This is a genomic window from Metabacillus sp. SLBN-84, assembly GCF_053629595.1.
Genome location: NZ_JBRJIP010000001.1, coordinates 2,139,900 through 2,163,479 on the forward strand (window position 1 = coordinate 2,139,900; position 23,580 = coordinate 2,163,479).

Here is a 23,580-nt window from a genome sequence, read left to right on the forward strand (position 1 = left end):
AAATGAAATCACCTCATTTTTATTCCTTTTTCAATTTTATTAATCCAGTAGTATACTATTCCTATATCTTTTACCATTTGACAGGTAGCTGAAAGTAAGATTTCGAAGAGTTATCAAAAAACACCATGCATCTTCCTGATGAATTTCTGGAAATACACCCACTCTCCATGACGAAAAATGAAAAATCATGTATAGTTAATAGTTCACACAGGCAGGCTCAAAATAGAGTCCTGCTTCTTTGTATGAACGGAGAGAAACAAACATGATGACAACAAAACAGTACATAAAAGAATGGCTTCAGGCCATCGGGATTGAAATCGGCTACCTGAAAAAATACGGCAGTACAAAATACAGAGTCATAAACGGGCATCTGCTTTCTTCCGGAGATGCTTTTACTTATTATTTTGAAGGTACAGGGAAAATCAATGCTCCCGTCGGCTCGTCGGTAAAACTTGAATGGGACGGCGTGAAACATAACGGACGTGTACTCTCTTCTGAAGGAACAAGCATCATTCTTTCATTTGAACGGACATTCGGCGACCTGATTCCGGAAGCTTTTCTTTTTCACGACCCGTGGGAGCTGCTTGAAGAACTCGCAGGTCGAGTTGAAGAGATGAAAAAAAGCAAGCAAAAGCGCGCTAGAATAAAAAAACTTATGGATCCTTCCATGCCCGCAAATCATCCTGAAACGGCCAAAAATGCGGTTCATGAGCTGCTGCAACGGGCAATCTGCAACCCCATTACGTTCGTCTGGGGGCCTCCGGGAACAGGAAAAACCTATACGCTTGCGAGAACAGCGGCGAATCTCTATTTTAAAGGCAAACGAATACTGATTTTGTCCCACAGCAATAATGCTGTTGACGTTCTGATGAATGAGCTTGCACAATTCGTCCTGAAGCGGGAAAAATTTAAAGCGGGAGAAATTGTCCGCTACGGATCCGGAAGCGGCTATGCATTTAAAGTCCCTCTGACAGTAAGTGACCTGCTTGCAGAACAATCTCCGGCCATTGCGGCGGAACGGCAGAACCTTCTCAGCGAAAGGAAACTTTTAAAATCGGATTTGTCCCATTCTTTCAGTAAAAGAGATTCAAATGCTCTTCTTGATCTGGAAACGAAAATCAGCAGGGTGCTTGAGAAGATCCGCAGACAGGAAACCGAGTTTGCAAAAGAAGCCAAAATTATCGGCACCACGTTTGCCAAAGCAGCAAGTGACCCTGCCATTTATGAAACCGACTATGATGCAGTGTTTGTTGATGAAGCGAGTATGGCATATGTTCCGCAGGCTGCATTTGCTGCTTCCCTTGGAAAACGGACGATTCTGTGCGGAGACTTTAAACAGCTTCCGCCAATCGCTTCATCGCGCCACGAACTGACTGAAAAATGGCTAAAAGAAGATATCTTTGTTAGATCCGGTGTTTCAGACATAAGCGGTGGCCTTCATCCCCATATGCTGCTCTTGAACGAACAGAGAAGAATGCATCCGGAAATATCATCGTTTACAAACAGGTATATTTATCAGAATAAAGTAGGAGACCATTCCGATGTACTAAACAGGCGGAGCAGTCTTTCAGAACTTGCTCCGTTCCCGGGAAGGGCATCGATCCTCCTTGATGCCAGCTTCACAGGGCAATATTGTCTAAAAGAACGGACATCTCACTCAAAATTTAACCTCTGGCATCTTCTGCTTTCTTTTCAAAGCATTCATGAAGCCGTCCTATCGGGAGCAAAGTCAGTCGGATACGCAGCTCCATATAGAGCCCAGACCCATTTGATGCAGCTGCTTCTTGATGATCTTTATCAGGCTGAAGTGCAGCATGCGGATATTTTGGCAGCTACCGTTCATAAATTTCAGGGCAGCGAGCGGGATGTGATGATTTTTGACAGTGTCGACAGCTTTCCTGAAAAGAAAGCTGGCATGCTGCTGACCGGCAAAGACAGCTCGAGACTGATAAACGTTGCCATTACAAGGACAAAAGGAAAGTTTATTCATGTAAGTGACACACAATTTCTTCGCGAAAAAGTGTATACAGGAAAGACCATTAGACAGCTTATGGATCATCAAATAAAAGAAGGACAGACTGTTGCCCATCAGCAAATCGGAACCTGGATCAAAAACCAGCACCCCATGCTCAGGTGGATACACGCTCTGAAACTCCAACCTGTTTTTACGGATATTCAGAAAGCCCGCAGAAAAATTGTGCTCAGCATTCCTGCATCGGTAAGGGTAAACGCAGACTGGGAAGAACAGCTGAACAAGACCGATGCTGCTGTCACATTCATTTCTTCTGTAAAACAGCCGATAAAAGGGAACTGGGTTCAGGAAGACCTCCCGTTTCCGTTCATAGCCATTGATGACACGGTTATGTGGATTGGACAGCCTTTTGAAGGTGCCGGACGCATAAAGCCGCCATATGTAGCTGCAAGACTTCAATCTGAAAAAACAGTCAGGCAAATACTTGCGCAATTGCCGCTCTGAAGCAGGAACAACGCTGTTTGAATAGAATTTCACCTAACAAGGGGTGAAGCTATGTCTTATCAACTATCATTGGCAGATGTTTCGAAAAAACCAGTATTTGAAAATCTGTTGCAGTTTTACTTATACGATTTCAGCAAGTTTAACGATGCGGCAGTCAATCATAACGGATTATTTAATCCGTATGCCTATTTGGAGAAGTACTGGGTTGAAGAAGGAAGATTTCCGTATTTGATCCGGCAAAACGGCGAGTATGCCGGATTTGCCCTCGTAAGATTTGATGTGTCCGATAACGTGTTTTCGATAGCGGAATTTTTCATTTTAAAAAAGTTCAGAAGAAATTCCCTGGGTACGGCTGTTGCACATAACTTATTCAGGATTCATCAGGGGAAATGGGAAGTTACTCAGATCGAAAGAAACGTGCCGGCCAGGAGATTTTGGGAAAAGACCATTTCCATGTCAGCGGACGGAGAGTATACAAACATTTCTTCAGATGGCCTGCAGATTCAAACCTTTTACTCCGGCCACAAGGAGGGGGCACAGTGAATACGTTCAGATCCCCGTCAATCATCATTACAGGTGAAGGATCCTTTCAAAAGGTCATTGAACTGGTTCAACAGCATCAGGCGGAGAAAGTGCATCTCTTTGCAGATCCGGTGCTGATCAGGTTAAATGTGCTGAAACCACTCGCGGAGGCATTTGAAGAAAAAAAGATTGAACTTGAAATCTTTTCTGACATTCAGCCTGAACCGACTGCTGCAGCCGGAAACCGGGCAAAAGCAGCACTTGCTGCCTCAAGCGCTGACCTTGTTATCGGAATAGGGGGCGGCAGCTGTCTTGATCTTGCCAAAGCGGCTGCGGTTTTATCAAGCCATGAAGGTGCCGTCGAGGATTACCTGAATCTGACGGGAACAAAATCACTGTCAAATAAAGGACTTCCTAAACTATTAATTCCTACGACTTCAGGAACCGGGGCGGAAATGACGGACATTGCCGTTTTCTCCCTTGAAGATTCAAAGGATGTCATCTCACATCCTTATCTCCTTGCAGATGCAGTCATCATTGATCCCGAGCTCACCTACAGTCTCCCGCCAAGGGCCACGGCTTCAAGCGGGATTGATGCCCTTACACATGCCATAGAATCGTATCTGTCCGTCCATGCTGATGTTCTGACAGATACTCTTGCGCTGGAGGCTGCAGGTAAAATTGCTGCGAGTCTTCGGAAAGCTGTGCTTAATGGTTCTGATCAAGAAGCAAGAAACAGCATGTCCTGGGGAAGCATGCTTGCCGGGTTAAGCTTTTTTAATGCAGGTGTAGCAGGAGTGCACGCGCTGGCTTATCCTTTAGGCGGACTTTTTAAAATGCCCCACGGAGAATCAAATGCCGTCCTTCTGCCATATGTAATGGATGAGATCAGGGACTCCTGCTGCGGAAAAATGGCCATTTTAGCAGGGAGACTCGGAATTGAAAAAAACGGCCGGACAGATGAAGAACTTGCCCGCCTTGCTGTTCTTGAAATGAAGCACCTGATACAGGACACAGGTCTTCCTCTGAGCTTAAGAGAGTATGGAATAAAAGAAGAAGATCTTGACAGACTTGCTGACAATGGAGCCAAACAGACGAGACTGCTTTCTAGAAGTCCAAAGCCATTGTCACGTGATGACATTAAGCGGATTTATACCGCTGCCTTTCATGGTAATCTTAAAGCAGAAGGGGTGTCAGGACGTGTTTCATACAGTGATTGAACCGAGAGTATCGGAAACCGACGGTGTAGGGCATATCAACAATACCGTCATACCTGTGTGGTTTGAAGCGGGGAGAAACGGCCTTTTCCAGTTATTCAATCCTGGTCATTCTTTCAGCGACTGGAAAATGATTATAATCAACATGAATGTTGAATTTAAAAACCAGCTTTATTTTGGAAAAAAGGCAGACGTATGCTGCTGGATCAAACGGATCGGAAACTCAAGCCTGGAATTATATGAAGAAATCCACCAGGATGGTACACTTTGCGCAAAAGGAACCGCTGTTTATGTCCACTACAATTTGAATGAAAAACAATCTGAATCCATTCCAAGTGACATCAGATATGCTCTTGAGAAGCACCTCTATGAAAATTAGAGGGCTTTTTTTGAATTCAGACTTGTTTTTTCTGAAATTTCAAAATAAACTAGTAACATACCAACTGGTTAGTATTTTTAAGAAACGGAGTGAATGGCATGCATTTGCGTTTAACAGAAGAGCAGCGAATGGTTCAGAAAACAATCAGGAAATTTGTAGAGAATGAATTAATGCCTCTTGAGAATACGGTTTTAAGAAATGAACTGGAAGGACGCCCAAGCTTATCGAGAGAACAATTGGAAGAGCTTCAGCAAAAAGCCAAAAAGGCGGGGTTCTGGGGGATTAACACACCGGAAGAGTACGGCGGTGTCAACCTAGGCCAAATGATGCTTGCCATCGTTCAAATGGAAGTTTCAAAAACGTTCGTTCCTTTCAGATTCGGAGGATCAGCCGATAATATTCTTTACTACGCAAACGAAGAACAAAAAGAAAAATACCTGCTTCCAACGATTAATGGCGATAAAAAATCATGTTTTGCGATGACCGAACCTGCAGCAGGCTCTGACACCCGCAATATCCGCATGACGGCCGTCAAAGACGGAAACGAATGGGTGCTGAACGGAGAAAAAACGTTCATCACAGGCGGAAATGAAGCCGACTTTGTCATGGTTATTGCGATTACCGACAAAGAAAAACACTGTGCAACAGGCCGTGATGGGGTGACTTGCTTTATTGTTGACAGAGATATGGGATGGAAGTCTGAATACATTCACACAATGGGTGAGTGGGGACCTGCAGCCCTGATCTTTGACAACGTGCGCGTTCCGGAAGAAAACATTCTGGGAGAACTTCATGGGGGCTATAAGCTCGGCCTAGAATGGATTGGATTTGCAAGATGGATTGTAGGCGCGACGGCAGTAGGCGCAGCAGAACGGCTGCTGCAAATGGCCATCGACTATTCAAAAGAGCGCGAAACCTTCGGACGCCCGATCGCAGACCGCCAGGCAATCCAGTGGCAAATCGCGGACTCAGCAACTGAAATCGAAGCAGCCAAATGGCTCGTGCTCAATGCTGCGTTCACACTGGATCAGGGCGAAGACAACAGGCACCTGGCATCCATGGCTAAACTCTACGGCTCCAACATGGGCAACAGAGTTGTCGACCGCGTCCTTCAAATCCACGGCGGAATGGGCTACACACGAGAGCTGCCGATCGAACGCTGGTACCGCGAAGCCCGACTTTGGAGAATCTATGACGGAACAGATGAAATCCAGCGCCTGATCCTCTCAAGGAACCTGATCAAAGGAAACGTAAAGATCGGCCAATTCATTTAAAAGGAGACGGTCAAATGTATAAACACTTAATTGGAAGCGCTTCCGATAAAGTGAATAACACGGTCGAATCTGGAGCCATACGCAGATTTGCCCTGGCAATCGGCGATGACAATCCGCTTTATACTGACACTGATGCAGGTGAAAAGTCAGCTTTCAAACGGAATATCGCACCGGTAACCTTTCCCGTCACCCTGAACTACGGCACAATCGAAGACTTGAATTTGCCTTCAAAAGGTTTGATCCACGGTGAACAGACCTTTCACTACGAGCGCCCTCTTTACGCCGGCGAAAAAATCTGGTGCTCTTCCAAACTATCAAACTGCAAAGAACGGTCTGGCAGTGGAGGAAGCATGGTCATCCTTACATTTGAAAGAACGGGAGAAACGGAAAAAGGAGAAGTCATCTTCACAATGACGCAGTCAGTCATCATGACGGAAGCTGCCAGAAAGGGGATGACCGTATGACAATCGCTGAACTCCGGCCGGGCGCAAAAATAGGAAGCATCACACTTCCTCCCGTCGACAGACTCACTCTCATAAAATATGCCGGCGCATCCGGCGACTACAATCCCATCCACACCATTGACGAAGAAGCAGAAAAAGCAGGACTCCCGGGGATTATAGCCCACGGCATGTGGACAATGGGCAGCCTCGGGAAGCTGTTCTCGCCATACCTCGGAGAATGGTTTATGGAGGATTATTCGGTCCGCTTTAAGGGGATGGTGTTTTTGGGGGATGTGCTTACTTTGGAAGCAGCTGCAGAAGAAATGAATGGAGATACTGCTTCATTTTTAGTAAGTGCGAGGAATCAGAACGGGGAGGAGGTTGTGAGCGGGAAGGTGAGGATGAAGAAATGGTAGACAGGAGGCCTCTTATCAAACCGGATAAGAGGCTCTTTTTAATCAGGTTTTTTTTCATCCATAAAATCAAGGATCTGCTTTTTTCCATTTTTCCACTTTTGAAATTTGACATACTCCTGAAAATCCTTGAATTGTTCTTTGCTTAAACCTTCAGCGATGGCTTTATTGAGCAGTTCTTTCCATTCATCGTCAATATCGTTTGCATCATTTTCCTTATCCTGACCGAGGAAATATTCTGTTTCAACCTCCAGTGTTGCAGCAATTTTTTGCAGAAACTGCAAAGAGGGGTTCTTTTGAATATTCCTTTCAATATAGCTCAGATAGGACTTTGATACACCTGCAAAGATCGGCCAACTCACTTATTGAATACCCTTTTTGCAGTCTGAGTTCTCTAATTTGATCACCAAGCATTACATATCTCCTTAATCAGTCTCGGCTGATAGATTCAGAATCCGACTTTTTCTTTATAGAAAACGAATTTGTTCTATATAAAAGATTATAGTTCTATGATAGAATGAGTTTTATAGAGAAAGCAAGTGAATTTTGTTCTTTTTAACGAAAATAAGCATATTTGCTCCTCTACTTCACCGAATGCAGGAGAAAAGAAAGAGTCTCGAACGGAGCTGATAAAAATACAGCCATATGCTTGACATGTTCTTTATAAAGAACTACAATGAGAGCATAAATCAGACAAACGTACATTATCCATATTCTTTGTTCATTATTTAGAACTCATAAGGCTGAAAGGTGGAACCCATGAAAAATCACACTTTCCATGATGAACCTCTTAAAACAGGGAAAGAGAAAGAAATTGATTTAAAGGAAATTTTCAATGTGATGAAAAGAAGGATTTGGATGATTGCTGTAGTAACGGCTCTGACTACTTTTCTTGGGGCATTTTACAGTCTTTTTTATACGAATCCGCTTTATGCAACGTCAACCCGTATAGCTGTTAATACGACTCCTGATACACTTAACACCCTGAATGTTATTATCAGGGACCCCGCCGTTCTGGAAAAGGTTTCTGCGAAACTTGGTCTGGACCGTTCCGGGGAAGCTCTCAGCGGACAAATCAATGTGGAGACAATCGGCGCCTCACAGGTTATTAATCTTTCAGTTGTAGATCCTGATCCTGATACTGCCGCAAAAATCGCCAATACAACAGCTGTCACTTTCAAGGATGAAATTCCTGATTTCCTAGTTATCGACGGAATGAAAGTTTTGGCTGAAGCTAAGCCGAACTATTATCCGATTAATGAAGATCATTCCCGCTACATCCTGCTCGGTGCAGCTGCTGGTTTAATTCTTTCGGTAGGACTTGTTTTTCTGCTCGATTCACTTGATGACAGCATACGAAGCAAAAAGGATGCAGAGGAAATATTTGATGCGCCGGTTCTCGGCGCTGTCTCAATAATTTCAAAGCGCAATACAGCAAAAAGTAATGTAAAGAAGAAGCAGGCAAGGAGTGAAGGCTTTGGTGCAAAATCTTTTTAACAGGGTTTCCAAACGAAAAAAAAGCTTGATTGCATACATGAATCCAAACAGTGTGATCGCAGATCAGTACAGAACCATTATCACTAACCTGCAGTTTTCATCCATCGACGAGTCTTTCCGGTCTTTGCTGTTTACATCTCCAGGTTACGGCGAAGGTAAAACAACGACCGTCGCAAACGTGGCGGTTTCACTTGCCCTGCAAGGTGAGAAGGTAGTGCTTGTAGACGGGGATTTAAGGAAACCTTCCATGCACGAATTATTTAAATTAGACAATGATAAAGGGCTGTCAAACGTCCTGATTGGAAATGCAGTCCTGAAAGAAACCATTCACCATACAGAAATTGGCCGTCTCGATGTATTAACAAGCGGCACAGTTCCGCATAATCCGTCTGAACTGATTGCTTCTCAGGCAATGAGAGATCTGATGACAGCTTTGCTCAAACAGTACGACTATCTTTTAATAGACTGCCCGCCTCTGCTGGATGCGGTTGATGGTAAAATACTGGCTAATGAATGCGACGGCGTGGTGCTGATTGTGCACAACGGGAAAACCCATAAAGAAAAAGCAGCCGAAGCAAATAAAATTCTTACATCAGCAAGAGCGACTTTGCTGGGCATCGTTTTAAATGAATGCAAGTAAATTTTTTTAATCTCCATGTTCTTTATAAAGAATGCGGTGATGTCTCCTGGCCGTTATCAACGGAGGCACTCGGTTACGCTGTGGGCTGATAAGCCTTAGACGCGAGTCGTCGCTGGCGTGATGTGAGGAGGGGTTAAATGCCCCAATTATGTAGATTTAACCGGAGTGTACCCTTTGGGAACGCTCCGCTTAAATCTATATGACCGAAAAGGAGAGGTTCAAATGGAATCAATTGAACTCCAGCCTGAATTTGTCATTAAGCCAATGCTGAATGGAGATGGGACTATCAAAGCTCCTGTTATGAAAAAAGCGAACAGCATTCATCTCATTCTCGCTAAAAAAAATCAAAAGGAGGAGTAGCGGATGACCTATCATAGAAGATTATCTCTTATGGTGTTTATTGATTCTTTGATTGTCCTTTCTGCCGTTTTTTTCAGCAGATTCCTCCTAGACATGTTCGTGTGGACACTGCCGCTGGTTTTAAGTTCACTGACCCTGTTTGTCTGCCATCATCTCTTTTCATTCCGTTTCAAGCTTTATAACAAAGCATGGGAATATGCAAGCGTAGGGGAACTGAACATAATTTTTAAGACTGTTACACTTTCGGTCGCTGCAGCAGGAATGGTGCAGGTGACTGCTGAAGCTGGTATTGATTTCAGACTCCTCGCAGCAACATGGATGATCCATTTGCTTCTTATTGGAGGTTCAAGGTTTTTGTGGAGAATGCTCAGAGATACATACATTTTTAAAACGAGTACTAGAAAAAGAACGATGATCATTGGAGCCGGTTCAGCCGGTACAATGGTAGCAAGGCAATTGCTGAAAAACCCGGAATCTGAGCTATATCCTGCAGCATTTATTGATGATAATGCGGTAAAACACAAACTCGACATTATGGGGATTCCGGTTGTAGGAAATGTAGCGTCAATTGAACAGAAAGTAATGGAACTTCAAATTGACACCATTGTAATAGCAATCCCGTCATTAAAGAAAAAAGAACTGAGAAACATTTTCAATGAATGTCTTAAGACAAAGGCAGAAACACAAATCATCCCAATGCTTGAGGATTTGATTTCCGGGAAGGTATCTGTGAATCAAATCAGGGAAGTGAGAGTGGAAGACTTACTTGGCAGAAAGCCGGTTGAGCTGAATATTGAAAGTATTTCAGAGAAGGTATCAGGAAAAACAGTCCTGGTTACAGGAGCAGGGGGGTCGATTGGATCCGAAATCTGCAGACAGATCCTTCCTTTTAAACCGGAAAAACTGGTGCTTTTAGGACACGGGGAAAATAGCATCTATACGATTGAAATGGAATTGCTCAATGAAGCTGAAGCAAACGGAATTGTAATTGCCACTGAAATTGCAGACCTTCAGGATGAAAAGAAAATGCATGACATCATGATGGCTCATAAACCGAATATCGTTTACCACGCTGCCGCTCATAAACACGTACCTCTTATGGAACGCAATCCTGACGAAGCAGTGAAAAATAACATAATAGGAACCAGAAATGCTGCAAATGCCGCAAGCTGGGCCAACGTCGATACCTTTGTTATGGTTTCAACGGATAAAGCAGTCAATCCAACCAGTGTAATGGGAGCAACAAAAAAGCTGGCAGAAATGCTTGTTCAGCATTTCGACCGCATTAGCAGCACAAAATTTGTAGCCGTCCGGTTTGGAAATGTACTTGGAAGCAGAGGGAGTGTTATTCCCCTTTTTAAAAAGCAGATTGAAAGAGGGGGGCCAGTCACAATCACGCACCCCGACATGGTCAGATATTTCATGACAATCCCTGAAGCGTCAAGACTTGTGCTTCAGGCCGGAGCTCTTGCTAAGGGGGGAGAAATCTTTGTACTGGATATGGGCGAGCCAGTAAAAATTATTGACCTGGCAAAAAACCTCATAAAAATGTCCGGGCATTCTTTAGATGATATTGAAATCGAGATAACGGGGATGAGACCTGGAGAAAAATTATTTGAAGAGCTTTTGAAAGATGAGGAAGTTCACGAGCAGCAGGTCTATCCTAAAATCTACATTGGAAAAACAGCAGCTCTGTATATCGATGAGATCAATGAAATCATTTGCTCATATTCAGATATGACAAAAGAAGATCTTCGGATGAAACTGCTGGAACTTGCAAACAGCCCTGTGAAACCAGAAACACTGCTGCCAATATCCAGCTGAATGAACTTGAGGAAAGACCTGTATGTTGGTTCTATGTCTAAACAGGTGGTGATGAAATGCATCATAAAATACTGTTCACTGCAACTGTAGATTATCATTTTAAGAGCTTCCATCTTCCTGTATTGAAATGGTTCAGGGATATGGGATGGGAAGTACATGTAGCAGCTAACGGAAACATAAATCTTCCCTATACGGAAAAAAAATTCAATCTTCCCATTCAGAGATCACCATTTAACAGAATGAATATGGAAGCATACAAACAGTTAAAACAGCTGATTGATACTCAGCAATACTCAATTGTTCACTGCCATACTCCTGTGGGCGGTGTTTTAACAAGACTTGCAGCCATGGAAGCCAGAAAAAAAGGGACCAAAGTGATTTACACGGCGCACGGATTCCATTTCTGTAAAGGGGCCCCACTCTTAAACTGGCTCACATATTATCCAGTCGAAAAATGGCTTTCCTCTAAAACAGACTGCCTCCTCACAATTAATGAAGAAGATCACAGACTTGCTCGTGAGCATAAATTTAAAGCAGAAGCAATCGAGCATATTCATGGAGTGGGGGTTGATATTGAAAAATACAGCCCTCTTTCCTCTGCAGATAAAGAGATCAGGAGACAGGCGTACAGGTACAAAAAAAACGACTTTCTTCTCTTCTACGCTGCAGAATTCAATAAAAACAAAAATCAAAAGCTTCTCCTAAAGGCGATGTGTCTACTCAAAGACAAACTTCCGAATGCAAAGCTGCTGCTTGCAGGGGAAGGAAGTCTTTTAGAAGAATGCAAACAGTTCGCTGCTGCAAATGGCATACAGGAAATGGTTCATTTCCTGGGATTCAGAAAAGACATTGCAGACATCCTCCCCATGTGTGATGTGGGAGTAGCTTCCAGCTTGCGGGAGGGTCTTCCTGTCAACATTATGGAGGCAATGGCATGCGGCCTGCCAATTGTCGCAACGGATAACAGAGGGCATCGAGAGCTTGTGGAGAGCGGGGTGAATGGATTTACCATTTCTGACCAAAATGAGTTTTCATTTTTTGAAAGATTGGCTGAACTAAGCAACAGCAAAGTCCTGAGAGATCAATTTGGAGAAATGAGCAGAATGAAGCTTATGAAATATGATACATCATCTGTGATCCGTGAGCTTGAGTTAATCTATAACACTTACATTCAGAGGGAAAAAAATGAATCCGAAAATCAGTATAATCGTGCCTATATATAATGTAGAAAAATATCTGTCAAGGTGTCTTGAAAGCTTGCTAAATCAAATGTTTACAGATGCAGAGATTATTTGCATCAATGATGGTTCGACAGATCTAAGCGGGAAGATTCTAGATGATTTTCAAAACAAACATCCTGAGCTGATCGTCATGAACAAAAGAAACAACGGTGTTTCAGAAGCAAGGAATGATGGATTGAGGATAGCTAAAGGAGAATATATTGGATTTGTTGATCCAGATGACTGGATTCATCCCTCAATGTATCACGAACTTTACCAAACGGCTGTAAAAGAAAATGCTGACATTGTGATGTGTTCGTATGTGCGGGAATTTGGAACTCACTCGAATGTGAAAAAATTCCCATGTCAGCCAGTCGTCGCATATCGGGACTCTGAGGTTCAGTCGATTTTTCTGAAGCGACTTATAGGCCCCACGGATAAAGAGGCTGCTTATCCTGAGAATCTTGATTCATGGGGAACTGTTTGGTCCAAATTGTACAAAGCTGAGCTGATAAAAAACCACCATCTTTATTTTACAGATTTAAAGCTAATCGGCAGCAATGAAGATACTCTTTTTAACATGCATGCTGTCTATCACGCTGATTCTATCGTCTTTTTCAATAAACCGCTGTATCACTATTGGCGTGCAAATGAATCTTCAGTTACCACTAAGTATAATTCTAAATTAACCGGACAGTTTCTAACTCTTTATCAAATAATGGAAAATTTTATTGAAGAAAAAGAGTTGGGGAACGAGTACACAGCTGTTCTGAAAAATCGAATCAGCTTAAATACTCTTGGACTAGGCTTAAATACAATCAGCAAATCGAACAAAAGTTCATTTGCTGAAAGATCAGGCCAGCTGAAAGAAATCATAAGCAATGATCAGATTAAACGTGCGCTATGGCAATTCAACACTTCACACTGTTCCGCTGCCTGGAAGACGTTTTTTTTCTTTGCCAAAAATGGATTTGTTCCAGGTTTATTCTTGATGCTTACATCAATAGAATTTTTGAGGAAAACGGTGCGATAGGGGGAGAAGAATGAATCCGATGAGAGTGCTTCAAGTGGTGACCATCATGAATCGCGGCGGGCTTGAAACCATGCTGATGAATTACTATCGAAAGATGGACCGAAGTAAAATCCAATTTGATTTTATGGTCCACCGCACAGAAAGAGGGCACTACGATGATGAAATAGAAGAGCTTGGGGGACAGATTTTCAGGATGCCGGCAATAAAGCCAGGCAATTACAGCACCTATTTCCTTCTATTAAAAAATTTTTTTTCAAAACAGAGAGACTACAAGGTCGTTCACGCCCACAATAATGAAAACAGCAGTTTTGTCCTCAAGGCTGCCAAAGAGGTGAATATTCCCTGCAGAATCGCTCATAGCCATTTAAGCGATCTTGGATTCGACTATAAATTTCCTTTTAGACTATATGCAAGATACTGCATGAAAGAGGCACCTACACATTACTTTGCTTGTTCTAAGAAAGCCGGAAGCTGGCTTTTCGGTGAAAGAGATGATATCACGGTCATGAATAATGCAGTGGATGCAGAGGATTTTAAATTTGATCCTGATAAAAGAAAAAAAATAAGAGAAGATCTGAATTTGAAAAATGAAATGGTAATTGGACACATAGGAAGGTTCAACAGACAGAAAAATCATCCATTTCTTATCGATATATTCAAAGAGATCTGCAGGAAAGAGCCGGATGTCGTTTTACTGCTTGCGGGTGAAGGCGGTTTAAGAAAAGAAATGGAAGAGAAAGTTTTGAAACTTGGCCTGTCTAAAAACGTTCTGTTTCTTGGTGTAAGGGAGGACATATCTTCATTAATGCAGGCAATGGACATTTTTCTGTTTCCTTCACTTTTTGAAGGTCTCCCTGTTGTACTGATTGAAGCCCAGGCCTCCGGACTGCCTGTCATTGCATCCTCTGCTATTACGAAAGAGACAAATGTCACGGGCAAAATTTCTTTTGCCGACTTGAAAGAATCAGCTGAAAAGTGGGCAGATAAGATACTTACATCGAATCTGGATCGTGGTGATTGTACTTCTATACTTCGAGAAAAAGGCTATGACACATCAAGCATGTCCATTTGGCTGGCAGATTTCTATGCGGATAAATCCAAAAGAACCGCGGGGGTATTACTTTGAAGCCGTTATTAACAGTTTTTACGCCTTCTTTTAATCGTGCTTATATTCTTCATAAATGCTATGAAAGTTTAAAAAGGCAAACATGCAAAGATTTTATCTGGATGATCATAGATGACGGATCTACAGACGAAACAAGAGATTTGGTGAAAGGGTGGATGGAAGAGGGGCCGGTTCCGATTACGTATCACTATCAAAAAAATCTCGGCATGCATGGTGCACATAATGCAGCATACGAAAGAATTGAAACAGAGTTAAATGTTTGTATAGACTCTGATGACTATATGTCTGATGACGCTGTGGAACGAATTGTTTCTTTTTGGAAGGAACATGGGAACAGCGGTTTTGCCGGAATCGTCGGCCTGGACGCTGCACCGTCCGGGGACATTATCGGAACAGTCATGCCGATGGGGCTGCACCATTCGACATTGATTGATCTTTACTCCAAATATAAGGTGAAAGGAGATAAAAAACTCGTATACAGAACTGATTTAATGAAGAAAACACCTCCATATCCTATTTTTGCAGGAGAAACATATTGCCCGCTAAGCTATAAATATTTGCTGATTGACCAGATGCATCCCTTGCTGGTGATGAACGAAGTATTGTGCCATGTAGAGTATTTACCCGATGGCTCTAGTCTGAACATGATAAAGCAATACAAAAAAAATCCCCATGGATTTGCTTTTTTCCGGAAAGCCGGCATGAAGTATTCCCGGAATTTTAAAGATAGGTTTAGAGAATCAGTGCATTATGTATCAAGCAGCCTGCTGATTAAAAACAAGAAATTCTTGCAGGAATCACCAAGAAAAATGACAACATTAGCAGCCATACCGGCTGGTATAGGTTTGTTTTTGTTCCTGAAATCTTCTGACCGTTAAAAAGCTGTCAAAACGTACAAGCTGAGTGAAAGGAATATAAGTATGACTGTTATGTGGTTGAATTTGGGGGTTGTCTATCTATTCTCGTTTTTTGGACGATATTTCGGTACGCCGGCAAAGGTGGACTATACGTACATTAGACCCAACAGAATCTTCGTTGCTCTGGCAGCCATTTCTTTAATTGCAGTAGCAGGTCTTCAAAATAATATTGGAGACACCTTTTTTTATATGAATTCATTCGAAGAAAATGAGTTATCCTGGAGCACGATTGATTACAGCGGAGATTTTGGGTTTAATATTTATCAAATGTTTTTACAGCAACTTTCATCAGATCCTCAAATTCTTATCTTTACAACTGCACTCATTACAAATCTTTTGATTGTAATCGTTCTATTAAATTACTCGAGAATGATTGAGTTGAGCATATACGTGTATATAGCTTCAGGAATGTTTACAACATCTATGAACGGAATAAGACAATTTCTTGCAGCTGCAGTTGTTTTCACTGCAACGAAATACATTTTAAACGGACAATTTAAAAAATTTCTTTTTATCATTCTCTTTGCTTCAACAGTCCATAAAAGTGCACTGATCATGGTTCCTATTTACTTTATCGTCAGAAGAGAAGCCTGGACACAGGTAACATTCATCCTGCTTGGTGCTGCAGTAATGATTGTTGTGGGGTTTAACGAATTTTCAACTCTTCTTTTTTCTGCCATCAGCAATACACAATACGCACAATACAGCGAGTTTCAAGAGGGCGGTGCTAGCATCGTACGTGTATTTGTTAATGCTGTACCTGTTATGATTGCTTTTTTGGGCAGGGATAAATTGCGGAAAATCTGGCCGTACAGTGACATAATCGTCAATTTATCCATTATCAGCGTTCTTTTTATGATTATCGCTACTCAAAACTGGATATTCGCAAGGTTTAATATATACTTTGGTCTTTATAATTTAATTTTGCTGTCCTGGCTCGTGAAATTGTTTAAAAGAAAATACGAAAGAGTTATCTATTATGGAATTCTCATTTGCTATATGCTGTACTTCTACTATGAGCACGTGATAGGGCTTGGCTTAAATTACGGCAGTGATTATTTAAACTTCTAACCTTTGGATTGCCGCATTGGCAGAGAGGAGTATGGAGATGATAGGCGATGAAGCAGGACAAACGGTTTTTATTCCTAGGCTGATTCACTATTGCTGGTTTGGAAAAAAAGAAAAACCTGGAATTGTGAGAAAATGCATACAAAGCTGGAAAAAGAATTTGATTGGTTATGAAATAAAAGAATGGAATGAAGAGACCTTTGACATACAGGCAAATTTGTATGTGAAAGAAGCTTATGAAGCCGGGAAGTATGCGTTTGTCAGCGATTATGTGAGAGTATTTGCTCTGTATCATCATGGGGGAATTTATTTGGATACAGATGTTGAAGTCATCAAGCCGTTTGATGAGAAAATGCTTTCCCATACATCATTCTGGGGTTTTGAGCAGGAAAATTTTATAGCTACCAGTACAATTGGGGCTGTAAGGGGAAACCAGTTTATAAAAGAATTTTTAGACTCATACGAAAATAAATTGTTTCTTAAGAAAGACGGGTCTTATGACAGTTTAACAAACGTAGCAGCAGTCACCGAGTTATTGAAAAGAAAAAGCCTCCTGCTGAACGGTGAATTTCAAATCATTGAGGATATTGGTGCTTTTTATCCGCAGACTTATTTTTCACCATACGATTATATTAACAGCAGAAAATTCATCACTGGGAACACGTATACAATCCATTACTTCTATAAGAGCTGGCTCCCGTTCAGAGCGCGGATGAAAAGTTATTTAAAAGTATGTGCATCTAAACTGATCGGCGGAAATAATATTGCCAGAATAAGAGACGTCATGAAATGAAAGGGGGGATCTGTATGGATAACGTCCTGATAGCCAATTATGATATGGAAATTGGGGGCGTAGAAAGAAGTTTAATTAATTTACTGAATCATTTTGATTATACAAGGTTTAATGTTGACCTGATGCTATACAGCCACAAAGGCGATTTACTGGATTCACTTCCTGATAAAGTGAACTTATTAAGTGAAATGCCTGATTACACTTCCTTTCGAAAACCAGTCAAACATTTAATAAATGAAAGGAAATATCTTCTGGCAGCAGGCAGAGTTAAGGCAAAACTAATTGCCGATTTAAGACGCAGGACGAAAAAAATGAGTGAATCAGGATATATTCAAATGCAGCTTATGTGGAAATATTCATTAAAACACCTTCCTAAACTAGATAAATACTATGATACGGCTATCAGCTATCTATGGCCGCATGATTTCGTGGCATTTAAAGTAAATGCCCGAAAAAAAGTAGCTTGGATCCATACAGATTATTCTAAGATTGACACAGATATTGAAGAAGACTTAAAGGTGTGGAAAGAATTTGATCACCTTGTGGCTGTTTCTGCAGAATGTAAAAATGCCTTCTTATCTAAATATCCTCAGCTATCACGTAGAGTGATGGTCGTCGAAAATACAAATTCTCCTGATTTTATTAAACATATGTCCAAAGAAGAAGTAGTCAACCCGCTGCTGACCGATCCCCGCTTTAAAATTGTTACGGTTGCCAGACTGTCCTATGCCAAGGGCATCGACTTGGCGGTAGAAACGCTAAGAGTGCTAAGGGAAAAGGGAAATCGGAATATTTCCTGGTATATTGTCGGTTACGGAGGCGAGGAAGAAAAACTGAAGAAATTGATTCAGTTGTACGATTTAGGAGATTCATTTATTTTGCTCGGAAAGAAATGCAATCCATATCCCTACATTCGATCAGCTGATTTATATGTTCAGCCCTCTCGTTATGAAGGAAAAGCGGTGACTGTGCTTGAGGCTCAAATCTTATCAAAGCCTGTGATGATATCAAATTATCCTACTGCAGCGGCTCAGTTGACAGATGGCGAAGATGGATATATTACGGAGGCCTCCATTAAAGGACTTGTTAAAGGAATTGAAAGACTAATAGATGACCAGCCTTTGAGAGAACGCCTGTCAGCGAACTGCATGACTAGGGACTACAGTAAAAAGGAAGAAGTAGAAAAGCTCTATAAAATGATGTCTCAATAATAAGTTGAGGAGTACGAAATGATCTCAATAATCATGCCGGTATACAATGTAGAATCTTATCTCGACTCATGTCTGCAAAGCATATTCAGCCAGTCTTACAGTAATATTGAAGTGATCGTTGTGAACGACGGATCAACCGATCAATCCCTGAAGATAATTAATGATTACAAATCCGCCCATAATAATTTGATCCTGATTAATCAGAACAATCAGGGAATTTCTGTAGCGAGAAATGCGGCACTTGAAATTGCGAAGGGCGACTACATTTTGTTTATAGACTCAGATGATTTTCTTGAAAAAGATATGCTTGAATTAATGATAAAGAAAATATCGGAAGATAAGAGTGATATGGTGATTTGCGGTCACAGCGAAGTAACCACTTCACATCCCAAAAAGATAAATAACGTATCTTTAAAGGTAAAACCTGAAAGGGTATATTCGGGGATGGAAGTAGCGGATATGATCATAAATTGCCAATTGATGGGTGTGGTTTGGAATAAGCTAATAAAAAAGTCCGTCATTGAACAGCATAAACTGTACTTTGAACCGAATAGGTATACTCAGGACTGGTTCCCAATCTTCAGGCTGATTACAAAATGCACTGCAATCTCTTTTGTAAATAAACCTCTATATAACTATTTAATTAGAAATGGCTCCATTACGTCTAAAAAAGGATGGAAACGTCTCGAAGATTATTCCTACGCTGTCCTTACAATTTTAAACTATATTGATCGCAAACAGCTGCCTCTCAGCAATAAGAGCCTCAATACGTTCAAAGTGATTACAATGGAAAAAATCATAAAAATGTATTTCAATGCACATTTGACCAAAGAAAAGCGCATTTACAGTGAATTTGCAGCGAGCAGATATTCCTTTATCCATGCCACATTATTAAGTATTTTTTATAGCAATCGAATGGATGTCAGAAGCAAGCTCAATCTATTGCTGTGGAAAACAAAATTGTTTCACCACATCCATTTTTAGGGGCAAAAAAGAGGATCTAAACACAAGTCGCTTATTCTTCAAAACACACCTATAAAAAGATAGATGGAAGGGTAGTTGAATGTCTGCGAACAAAAAAAACGTGAAGATTGGAATCATTTCTTCATATGGAATTTTACTTTTAGAATTAGCTGCTGGTGTATTGTTTACACCTTATATTATTAAATCATTAGGGCAGTCGGAATATGGTATCTATTCTTTAATCGGAGCACTTATTGCCAGTATAGCCGTTTTGGATTTCGGTTTTGGGAATGCTGTTACAAGATATGTCTCGCAGTACTTAGCTGAGAAAAAAAAGGAAAAGGTTGACCGTTTCATCAGTCTTTCGTTTTATATATATACGGCACTGGCCTTGATTGTCTGTTTAGCAGGAACTGTGATGTATTTTATGTTTGATGGAATCTTTGGAAACTCACTTTCTGCCGAGGAATTAAATACGGCGAAACTATTGTTGGCAGTTCTGCTGTTTAACATCTTTATCTCCTTCTATATTGGAGCCATCAATGCCTACATACAGGCATTTGAGAGGTTCCCCTTTATTAACTTGATCAGTTTCTTCAGAATAATAGCCAGATTGGTAGTTGTCTTTGTGTTACTGAACTTGGGGTATAAATCAGTTGCAATTGTCATCGTTGATACGGTCTTAAATATATGTTACCGGCTTGATCTATTTTTATTTCTCAAGAAAACACTTAAACTTTAAGATTAAATTATCATCTATTAATAAAGATCTGTTAAAAGAGGTTTTAAGTTATTCCGTGTTCATTTTCGTAGGGAATCTGGCTGACATGATGATTTGGAGAGTTGGTTTGTTGATAATAGGGGCAACTCTTGGCTCAAAAGAAGTGGCTGTCTTTGCAGTTGGCATTACAATCATCAGTTACTTTCAGTATATATCAGGGGTGATAAACAGCAAACTGTTTCCGATGGTAACAAAGATGGTGACAAATGGTGCCGATAACAATGAACTAACACACTTTTCAATTAGGATTGGCAGATTACAATTTTATTTAATGGGAGCCATCCTGTCGTTATATTATGTTTACGGAAAAGACTTTATTCAGCTTTGGGTTGGGCCTGATTACGTGATGTCATGGAATATTAGTTTTATCTTGATGTTTGCGATGATTGTTCAAACTGTTCAGTACAGCTGTGTATTAATACTAAGAGCAAAAAAAGCAGATGGAATCAGGGCATTTCTCCAACTGGGAATTTTCGGATTGGGAGCGCTCGGAGGCTTTTTCCTGATTCAAAACTATGGTGTAGTCGGAATGGCTTATGGATTAGCTATTGCCATGATTGTATTAAATTGGATTATCGTTAACATAATTTACATTCACGTATTTAAATTCAAATTCAGGACATACGTTGCGAGGGTCTCACCCGTTGCAGTCATTCATTTTCTTATGATTACGATAGGCATTGTATTGAAAGATTTCCTTCCAGCTGCCTCATGGTTTTCTTTTTTAATGAATGTGACTGTTCTTTTATCTTTATATATCCTGTCATTTTGGGTGTTCGGTCTGAGCCGCAGGGAAAGGGAAAAATGGAAAATCCGCGCAGGAAGCCTGTTCACAGGAAAACGAAAGATTTCAGCAGGTGAAAACCTGTAATACGGCAGCCTCTCTTAACCATTTTCCATTAGGAATGACTGTCAGTTTCCTGTAAATGTCAGTCAATAAAAGCAAGTTAGAAATAAATATATGACTTCACAATAGAGGGTGATCTAATGAAACGATTCACAGATATCATAGCTTCAATAATATTGCTCCTTTTATTTTTATTTCCACTATTGATTATTTCCATCGGTGTCAAAGTTGATTTGGGTTCACCTGTCATATTAAAGCAAAAAAGACCTGGTTTTCGAAACAAGCCATTTTCTCTTTTAAAGTTCCGTACTATGACGGAACAGAAAGATGAAAATGGCTTTTTATTATCAGATGATGAAAGGTTAACCTCTTTTGGAAGGTTTTTGAGGAAATACAGCCTTGACGAATTGCCGCAGCTTTTCAATGTGCTTAAAGGAGAACTGAGTCTGGTCGGTCCGAGACCATTGCTGATGGAATATTTGCCTCTATATACAGATGAGCAGGCAAAAAGGCACTTAGTTAAACCAGGTATCACTGGATGGGCTCAGGTGAATGGACGAAATGCCCTTTCATGGGAGCAGAAATTTGAACTTGATGTTTGGTATGTTAATAATCGCACATACCTGCTGGATGTCAAAATTATACTGATGACGCTAAAAAAAGTACTTAAATCAGAAGGAATTAATCAGCCCGGTTTTGCAACTGCGCAGAAATTCAAGGGTGCCGGCAGTGAATAAACCAATTCTTACAGTAATTGGTGACGGGGGACACAGCAGAGTGATACGTGACATCATTCAAAAACTGAATACCTATCAGCTTGGCGGTGTTTTAGATGATAAAACGGAAGATAGAAAGGAAATTGATGGGGTGTATTACGGGAAACTATCCGATTACGCATACCTCACAAAAAAATTTCCTGAAGGGTATTTTTTTGTTGCTGTTGGAGATAACCGTGTGCGGGCAAAAATCGTAAATCACTTAGCCATTGATCATAATCAATATGCTACACTGATCCATCCCTCTGCATTAATTAGCCCAACTTCAGAGATAGGGCCCGGAACTGTTGTGATGCCTGGCAGCATTATCAATGCCAATACGAAAATAGGAAGTCACTGCATTGCAAATTCAGGCACTATTATTGAGCATGACAACCATATTCAAGACTTTGTTCATGTCTCTCCCAATGCGACTCTGACTGGCGGTGTAACAATAAAAACCGGTGCGCATATAGGGGCCTCAGCTACTATTATTCCTAATAGGACTGTAGGAGAATGGGCCATAATCGGGGCGGGGTCTGTTGTAATTCATGATATTGAGAGCAATACAAAAGCAGCAGGCAATCCGGCTAGGTATCTATCGAAAGATAAGAAGGAGAACTGTCATGAAAAAAAGAATATTTTTGTCACCTCCTCACATGAGCGGGAATGAACTGAAATACATTAACGATGCATTTGAAAGCAATTGGCTTGCACCGCTCGGTCCGAACGTAGATTTTTTTGAACAGGAAATCGCAGATTATTCCGGCTCTAAAGGAGCGGTAGCTTTAAGCTCAGGAACTGCGGCTATTCACCTTGCTCTCAAATTACTCGGAGTTGAAAAAAACGATACAGTCTTCTGCTCCTCGCTTACTTTTGTAGCCAGTGCAAATCCTATTTTGTACGAAGGTGCTCATCCTGTGTTTATAGATTCAGAACCTGAAAGCTGGAATATGTCTCCGAAGGCATTAGCACAAGCTTTCAAAGTAGCAGAAAAGACCATGAACATCCCAAAAGCTGTCATTGTTGTTAATTTATATGGCCAAAGTGCAAAAATGGACGAGATCAGCACGATATGCAACTATTATGATGTTCCAATAATCGAAGACGCAGCAGAGTCCCTCGGTTCAAGTTATAAAGGGAAAAAAAGCGGCACGTTCGGACACTTTGGCATTTATTCATTTAATGGCAATAAAATCATCAGCACTTCCGGAGGCGGCATGCTTGTCTCCAATCACACTGAGCAGCTTGAAAAAGCCAGGTTTTTTGCCTCTCAGGCCAGAGATGAAGCTCCCTATTACGAACACAGCCACATTGGATATAATTACCGCATGAGCAATCTTTTAGCCGGGGTGGGGCGTGGTCAGCTTGAAGTATTGGATGATCGGGTCAGGTCGCGAAGAGAAATTTTTTCAGCATACAGAGACCAGCTGCAAAGTCTTCCGGGTATTCAGTTTATGCCAGAATTAGCCGACTCTGTCTCAAATAGATGGCTGACGGCGCTGACACTGGATAAACAGGAATTCGGCCTGAATTCGTCGGAACTGATTCAGCTTCTGGAGAAGGAAAACATAGAGGCTCGACACGTATGGAAGCCGCTTCATATGCAGCCGTTGTTTAAGGACGCTCCATTTTATTCCCACCATGAAGACAAAGCAGTATCTGAAGATTTATTCTTAAGAGGAGTATGTCTTCCATCGGGTTCGAGTATGACACATGATGAACAGGAAATGATTATCACCTGCATTAAATCAGCTGTTCGAACAGCTGATTCAATAGCCGGCTGAAAAACGACTAGATTTGAACCTCTGGATCTGCATC

General features: G+C 41.2%; 24 protein-coding genes and 1 pseudogene. 24 read left to right on the forward strand and 1 reads right to left on the reverse strand.

The annotated features are described in order from the left end of the window. Nucleotides 1–262 precede the first annotated feature (262 nt). The 7 genes from RKD52_RS10995 to RKD52_RS11025 all read left to right on the forward strand — a co-directional run bounded on the left by RKD52_RS10995 (nucleotide 263) and on the right by RKD52_RS11025 (nucleotide 6,727). Nucleotides 263–2,476, forward strand: a complete 2,214-nt coding sequence (locus RKD52_RS10995; RefSeq protein ID WP_454099759.1) for an AAA domain-containing protein — start codon at nucleotides 263–265, stop codon at nucleotides 2,474–2,476. A gap of 51 nt (nucleotides 2,477–2,527) precedes the next feature. Then, nucleotides 2,528–3,019 (forward strand): GNAT family N-acetyltransferase, encoded by a 492-nt coding sequence (locus RKD52_RS11000; protein ID WP_454099760.1) that lies wholly within the window; start codon nucleotides 2,528–2,530, stop codon nucleotides 3,017–3,019. After that, nucleotides 3,016–4,218, forward strand: coding sequence for an iron-containing alcohol dehydrogenase (locus RKD52_RS11005; protein ID WP_454099761.1), 1,203 nt, complete (start codon nucleotides 3,016–3,018; stop codon nucleotides 4,216–4,218). Before RKD52_RS11000 ends, RKD52_RS11005 begins: the two co-directional genes overlap by 4 nt. Next, nucleotides 4,199–4,594, forward strand: a complete 396-nt coding sequence (locus RKD52_RS11010) for an acyl-CoA thioesterase (RefSeq protein WP_454099762.1) — start codon at nucleotides 4,199–4,201, stop codon at nucleotides 4,592–4,594. The genes RKD52_RS11005 and RKD52_RS11010 overlap by 20 nt, the downstream gene beginning before the upstream one ends. Before the next feature lie 98 nt (nucleotides 4,595–4,692). Next, nucleotides 4,693–5,868, forward strand: a complete 1,176-nt coding sequence (locus RKD52_RS11015) for an acyl-CoA dehydrogenase family protein (RefSeq protein ID WP_454099763.1) — start codon at nucleotides 4,693–4,695, stop codon at nucleotides 5,866–5,868. 14 nt (nucleotides 5,869–5,882) lie between these two features. Beyond that, complete coding sequence (locus RKD52_RS11020) at nucleotides 5,883–6,332, forward strand: MaoC family dehydratase N-terminal domain-containing protein (RefSeq protein WP_454099764.1); 450 nt, start codon at nucleotides 5,883–5,885, stop codon at nucleotides 6,330–6,332. Further along, entirely contained in the window at nucleotides 6,329–6,727 is a 399-nt protein-coding gene (locus RKD52_RS11025) for a MaoC/PaaZ C-terminal domain-containing protein (protein ID WP_454099765.1), read from the forward strand. Before RKD52_RS11020 ends, RKD52_RS11025 begins: the two co-directional genes overlap by 4 nt. 38 nt (nucleotides 6,728–6,765) lie before the next feature. Here the strand turns inward: RKD52_RS11025 and RKD52_RS11030 are convergent. Continuing rightward, nucleotides 6,766–7,138: pseudogene (locus tag RKD52_RS11030) on the reverse strand (helix-turn-helix domain-containing protein). Between the two features lie 345 nt (nucleotides 7,139–7,483). Here RKD52_RS11030 and RKD52_RS11035 point away from each other — a divergent pair. The 17 genes from RKD52_RS11035 (at nucleotide 7,484) to RKD52_RS11115 (ending at nucleotide 23,546) form a co-directional block, all read left to right on the forward strand. Continuing rightward, nucleotides 7,484–8,221, forward strand: a complete 738-nt coding sequence (locus RKD52_RS11035) for a YveK family protein (RefSeq protein WP_454099766.1) — start codon at nucleotides 7,484–7,486, stop codon at nucleotides 8,219–8,221. Continuing rightward, complete coding sequence (locus tag RKD52_RS11040) at nucleotides 8,205–8,861, forward strand: CpsD/CapB family tyrosine-protein kinase (protein ID WP_454101197.1); 657 nt, start codon at nucleotides 8,205–8,207, stop codon at nucleotides 8,859–8,861. The genes RKD52_RS11035 and RKD52_RS11040 overlap by 17 nt, the downstream gene beginning before the upstream one ends. Nucleotides 8,862–9,083: 222 nt before the next feature. After that, the gene (locus RKD52_RS11045; protein ID WP_454099767.1) at nucleotides 9,084–9,221 is read left to right on the forward strand and encodes a hypothetical protein; all 138 of its coding nucleotides are present in this window, start codon (nucleotides 9,084–9,086) and stop codon (nucleotides 9,219–9,221) included. 3 nt (nucleotides 9,222–9,224) lie between these two features. Then, on the forward strand, nucleotides 9,225–11,045 hold the full coding sequence (locus tag RKD52_RS11050) for a polysaccharide biosynthesis protein (RefSeq protein ID WP_454099768.1): 1,821 nt from the start codon (nucleotides 9,225–9,227) through the stop codon (nucleotides 11,043–11,045). A gap of 56 nt (nucleotides 11,046–11,101) precedes the next feature. Next, complete coding sequence (locus RKD52_RS11055) at nucleotides 11,102–12,268, forward strand: glycosyltransferase family 4 protein (RefSeq protein WP_454099769.1); 1,167 nt, start codon at nucleotides 11,102–11,104, stop codon at nucleotides 12,266–12,268. Further along, nucleotides 12,231–13,298, forward strand: a complete 1,068-nt coding sequence (locus RKD52_RS11060; protein WP_454099770.1) for a glycosyltransferase family 2 protein — start codon at nucleotides 12,231–12,233, stop codon at nucleotides 13,296–13,298. The genes RKD52_RS11055 and RKD52_RS11060 overlap by 38 nt, the downstream gene beginning before the upstream one ends. A 10-nt stretch (nucleotides 13,299–13,308) precedes the next feature. Next, nucleotides 13,309–14,424, forward strand: a complete 1,116-nt coding sequence (locus RKD52_RS11065) for a glycosyltransferase family 1 protein (RefSeq protein WP_454099771.1) — start codon at nucleotides 13,309–13,311, stop codon at nucleotides 14,422–14,424. Continuing rightward, a complete protein-coding gene (locus RKD52_RS11070) occupies nucleotides 14,421–15,302 on the forward strand; it encodes a glycosyltransferase family 2 protein (protein ID WP_454099772.1) in 882 nt (293 codons plus the stop codon). Before RKD52_RS11065 ends, RKD52_RS11070 begins: the two co-directional genes overlap by 4 nt. A 42-nt stretch (nucleotides 15,303–15,344) precedes the next feature. Continuing rightward, a complete protein-coding gene (locus RKD52_RS11075) occupies nucleotides 15,345–16,412 on the forward strand; it encodes an EpsG family protein (protein ID WP_454099773.1) in 1,068 nt (355 codons plus the stop codon). A gap of 37 nt (nucleotides 16,413–16,449) precedes the next feature. Beyond that, entirely contained in the window at nucleotides 16,450–17,202 is a 753-nt protein-coding gene (locus tag RKD52_RS11080; protein WP_454099774.1) for a glycosyltransferase family 32 protein, read from the forward strand. A 14-nt stretch (nucleotides 17,203–17,216) separates the two neighbouring features. Next, on the forward strand, nucleotides 17,217–18,413 hold the full coding sequence (locus RKD52_RS11085) for a glycosyltransferase (protein ID WP_454099775.1): 1,197 nt from the start codon (nucleotides 17,217–17,219) through the stop codon (nucleotides 18,411–18,413). An 18-nt stretch (nucleotides 18,414–18,431) separates the two neighbouring features. Beyond that, the gene (locus RKD52_RS11090; RefSeq protein ID WP_454099776.1) at nucleotides 18,432–19,397 is read left to right on the forward strand and encodes a glycosyltransferase family 2 protein; all 966 of its coding nucleotides are present in this window, start codon (nucleotides 18,432–18,434) and stop codon (nucleotides 19,395–19,397) included. Nucleotides 19,398–19,476: 79 nt separating this feature from the next. Continuing rightward, nucleotides 19,477–20,118 (forward strand): lipopolysaccharide biosynthesis protein, encoded by a 642-nt coding sequence (locus tag RKD52_RS11095; protein WP_454099777.1) that lies wholly within the window; start codon nucleotides 19,477–19,479, stop codon nucleotides 20,116–20,118. A 109-nt stretch (nucleotides 20,119–20,227) separates the two neighbouring features. Next, nucleotides 20,228–21,028, forward strand: a complete 801-nt coding sequence (locus tag RKD52_RS11100) for a lipopolysaccharide biosynthesis protein (RefSeq protein ID WP_454099778.1) — start codon at nucleotides 20,228–20,230, stop codon at nucleotides 21,026–21,028. Between the two features lie 116 nt (nucleotides 21,029–21,144). Continuing rightward, entirely contained in the window at nucleotides 21,145–21,741 is a 597-nt protein-coding gene (locus RKD52_RS11105; protein ID WP_454099779.1) for a sugar transferase, read from the forward strand. After that, nucleotides 21,734–22,432, forward strand: coding sequence for an acetyltransferase (locus RKD52_RS11110; RefSeq protein ID WP_454099780.1), 699 nt, complete (start codon nucleotides 21,734–21,736; stop codon nucleotides 22,430–22,432). The genes RKD52_RS11105 and RKD52_RS11110 overlap by 8 nt, the downstream gene beginning before the upstream one ends. Further along, entirely contained in the window at nucleotides 22,386–23,546 is a 1,161-nt protein-coding gene (locus RKD52_RS11115; RefSeq protein WP_454099781.1) for an aminotransferase class I/II-fold pyridoxal phosphate-dependent enzyme, read from the forward strand. The genes RKD52_RS11110 and RKD52_RS11115 overlap by 47 nt, the downstream gene beginning before the upstream one ends. Nucleotides 23,547–23,580: the final 34 nt, after the last annotated feature.

Bases quoted from the DNA above. Each gene is read 5' to 3' on its own strand.
- RKD52_RS11085 (WP_454099775.1), top strand. From the start codon at position 17,217: ATGGATAACGTCCTGATAGCCAATTATGATATGGAAATTGGGGGCGTA.
- RKD52_RS11080 (WP_454099774.1), top strand. From the start codon at position 16,450: ATGATAGGCGATGAAGCAGGACAAACGGTTTTTATTCCTAGGCTGATT.
- RKD52_RS11025 (WP_454099765.1), top strand. From the start codon at position 6,329: ATGACAATCGCTGAACTCCGGCCGGGCGCAAAAATAGGAAGCATCACA.
- RKD52_RS11000 (WP_454099760.1), top strand. From the start codon at position 2,528: ATGTCTTATCAACTATCATTGGCAGATGTTTCGAAAAAACCAGTATTT.
- RKD52_RS11075 (WP_454099773.1), top strand. From the start codon at position 15,345: ATGACTGTTATGTGGTTGAATTTGGGGGTTGTCTATCTATTCTCGTTT.
- RKD52_RS11090 (WP_454099776.1), top strand. From the start codon at position 18,432: ATGATCTCAATAATCATGCCGGTATACAATGTAGAATCTTATCTCGAC.
- RKD52_RS11035 (WP_454099766.1), top strand. From the start codon at position 7,484: ATGAAAAATCACACTTTCCATGATGAACCTCTTAAAACAGGGAAAGAG.
- RKD52_RS11065 (WP_454099771.1), top strand. From the start codon at position 13,309: ATGAATCCGATGAGAGTGCTTCAAGTGGTGACCATCATGAATCGCGGC.
- RKD52_RS11115 (WP_454099781.1), top strand. From the start codon at position 22,386: ATGAAAAAAAGAATATTTTTGTCACCTCCTCACATGAGCGGGAATGAA.
- RKD52_RS10995 (WP_454099759.1), top strand. From the start codon at position 263: ATGATGACAACAAAACAGTACATAAAAGAATGGCTTCAGGCCATCGGG.
- RKD52_RS11020 (WP_454099764.1), top strand. From the start codon at position 5,883: ATGTATAAACACTTAATTGGAAGCGCTTCCGATAAAGTGAATAACACG.
- RKD52_RS11050 (WP_454099768.1), top strand. From the start codon at position 9,225: ATGACCTATCATAGAAGATTATCTCTTATGGTGTTTATTGATTCTTTG.
- RKD52_RS11015 (WP_454099763.1), top strand. From the start codon at position 4,693: ATGCATTTGCGTTTAACAGAAGAGCAGCGAATGGTTCAGAAAACAATC.
- RKD52_RS11095 (WP_454099777.1), top strand. From the start codon at position 19,477: ATGTCTGCGAACAAAAAAAACGTGAAGATTGGAATCATTTCTTCATAT.
- RKD52_RS11045 (WP_454099767.1), top strand. From the start codon at position 9,084: ATGGAATCAATTGAACTCCAGCCTGAATTTGTCATTAAGCCAATGCTG.
- RKD52_RS11055 (WP_454099769.1), top strand. From the start codon at position 11,102: ATGCATCATAAAATACTGTTCACTGCAACTGTAGATTATCATTTTAAG.
- RKD52_RS11105 (WP_454099779.1), top strand. From the start codon at position 21,145: ATGAAACGATTCACAGATATCATAGCTTCAATAATATTGCTCCTTTTA.
- RKD52_RS11060 (WP_454099770.1), top strand. From the start codon at position 12,231: ATGAATCCGAAAATCAGTATAATCGTGCCTATATATAATGTAGAAAAA.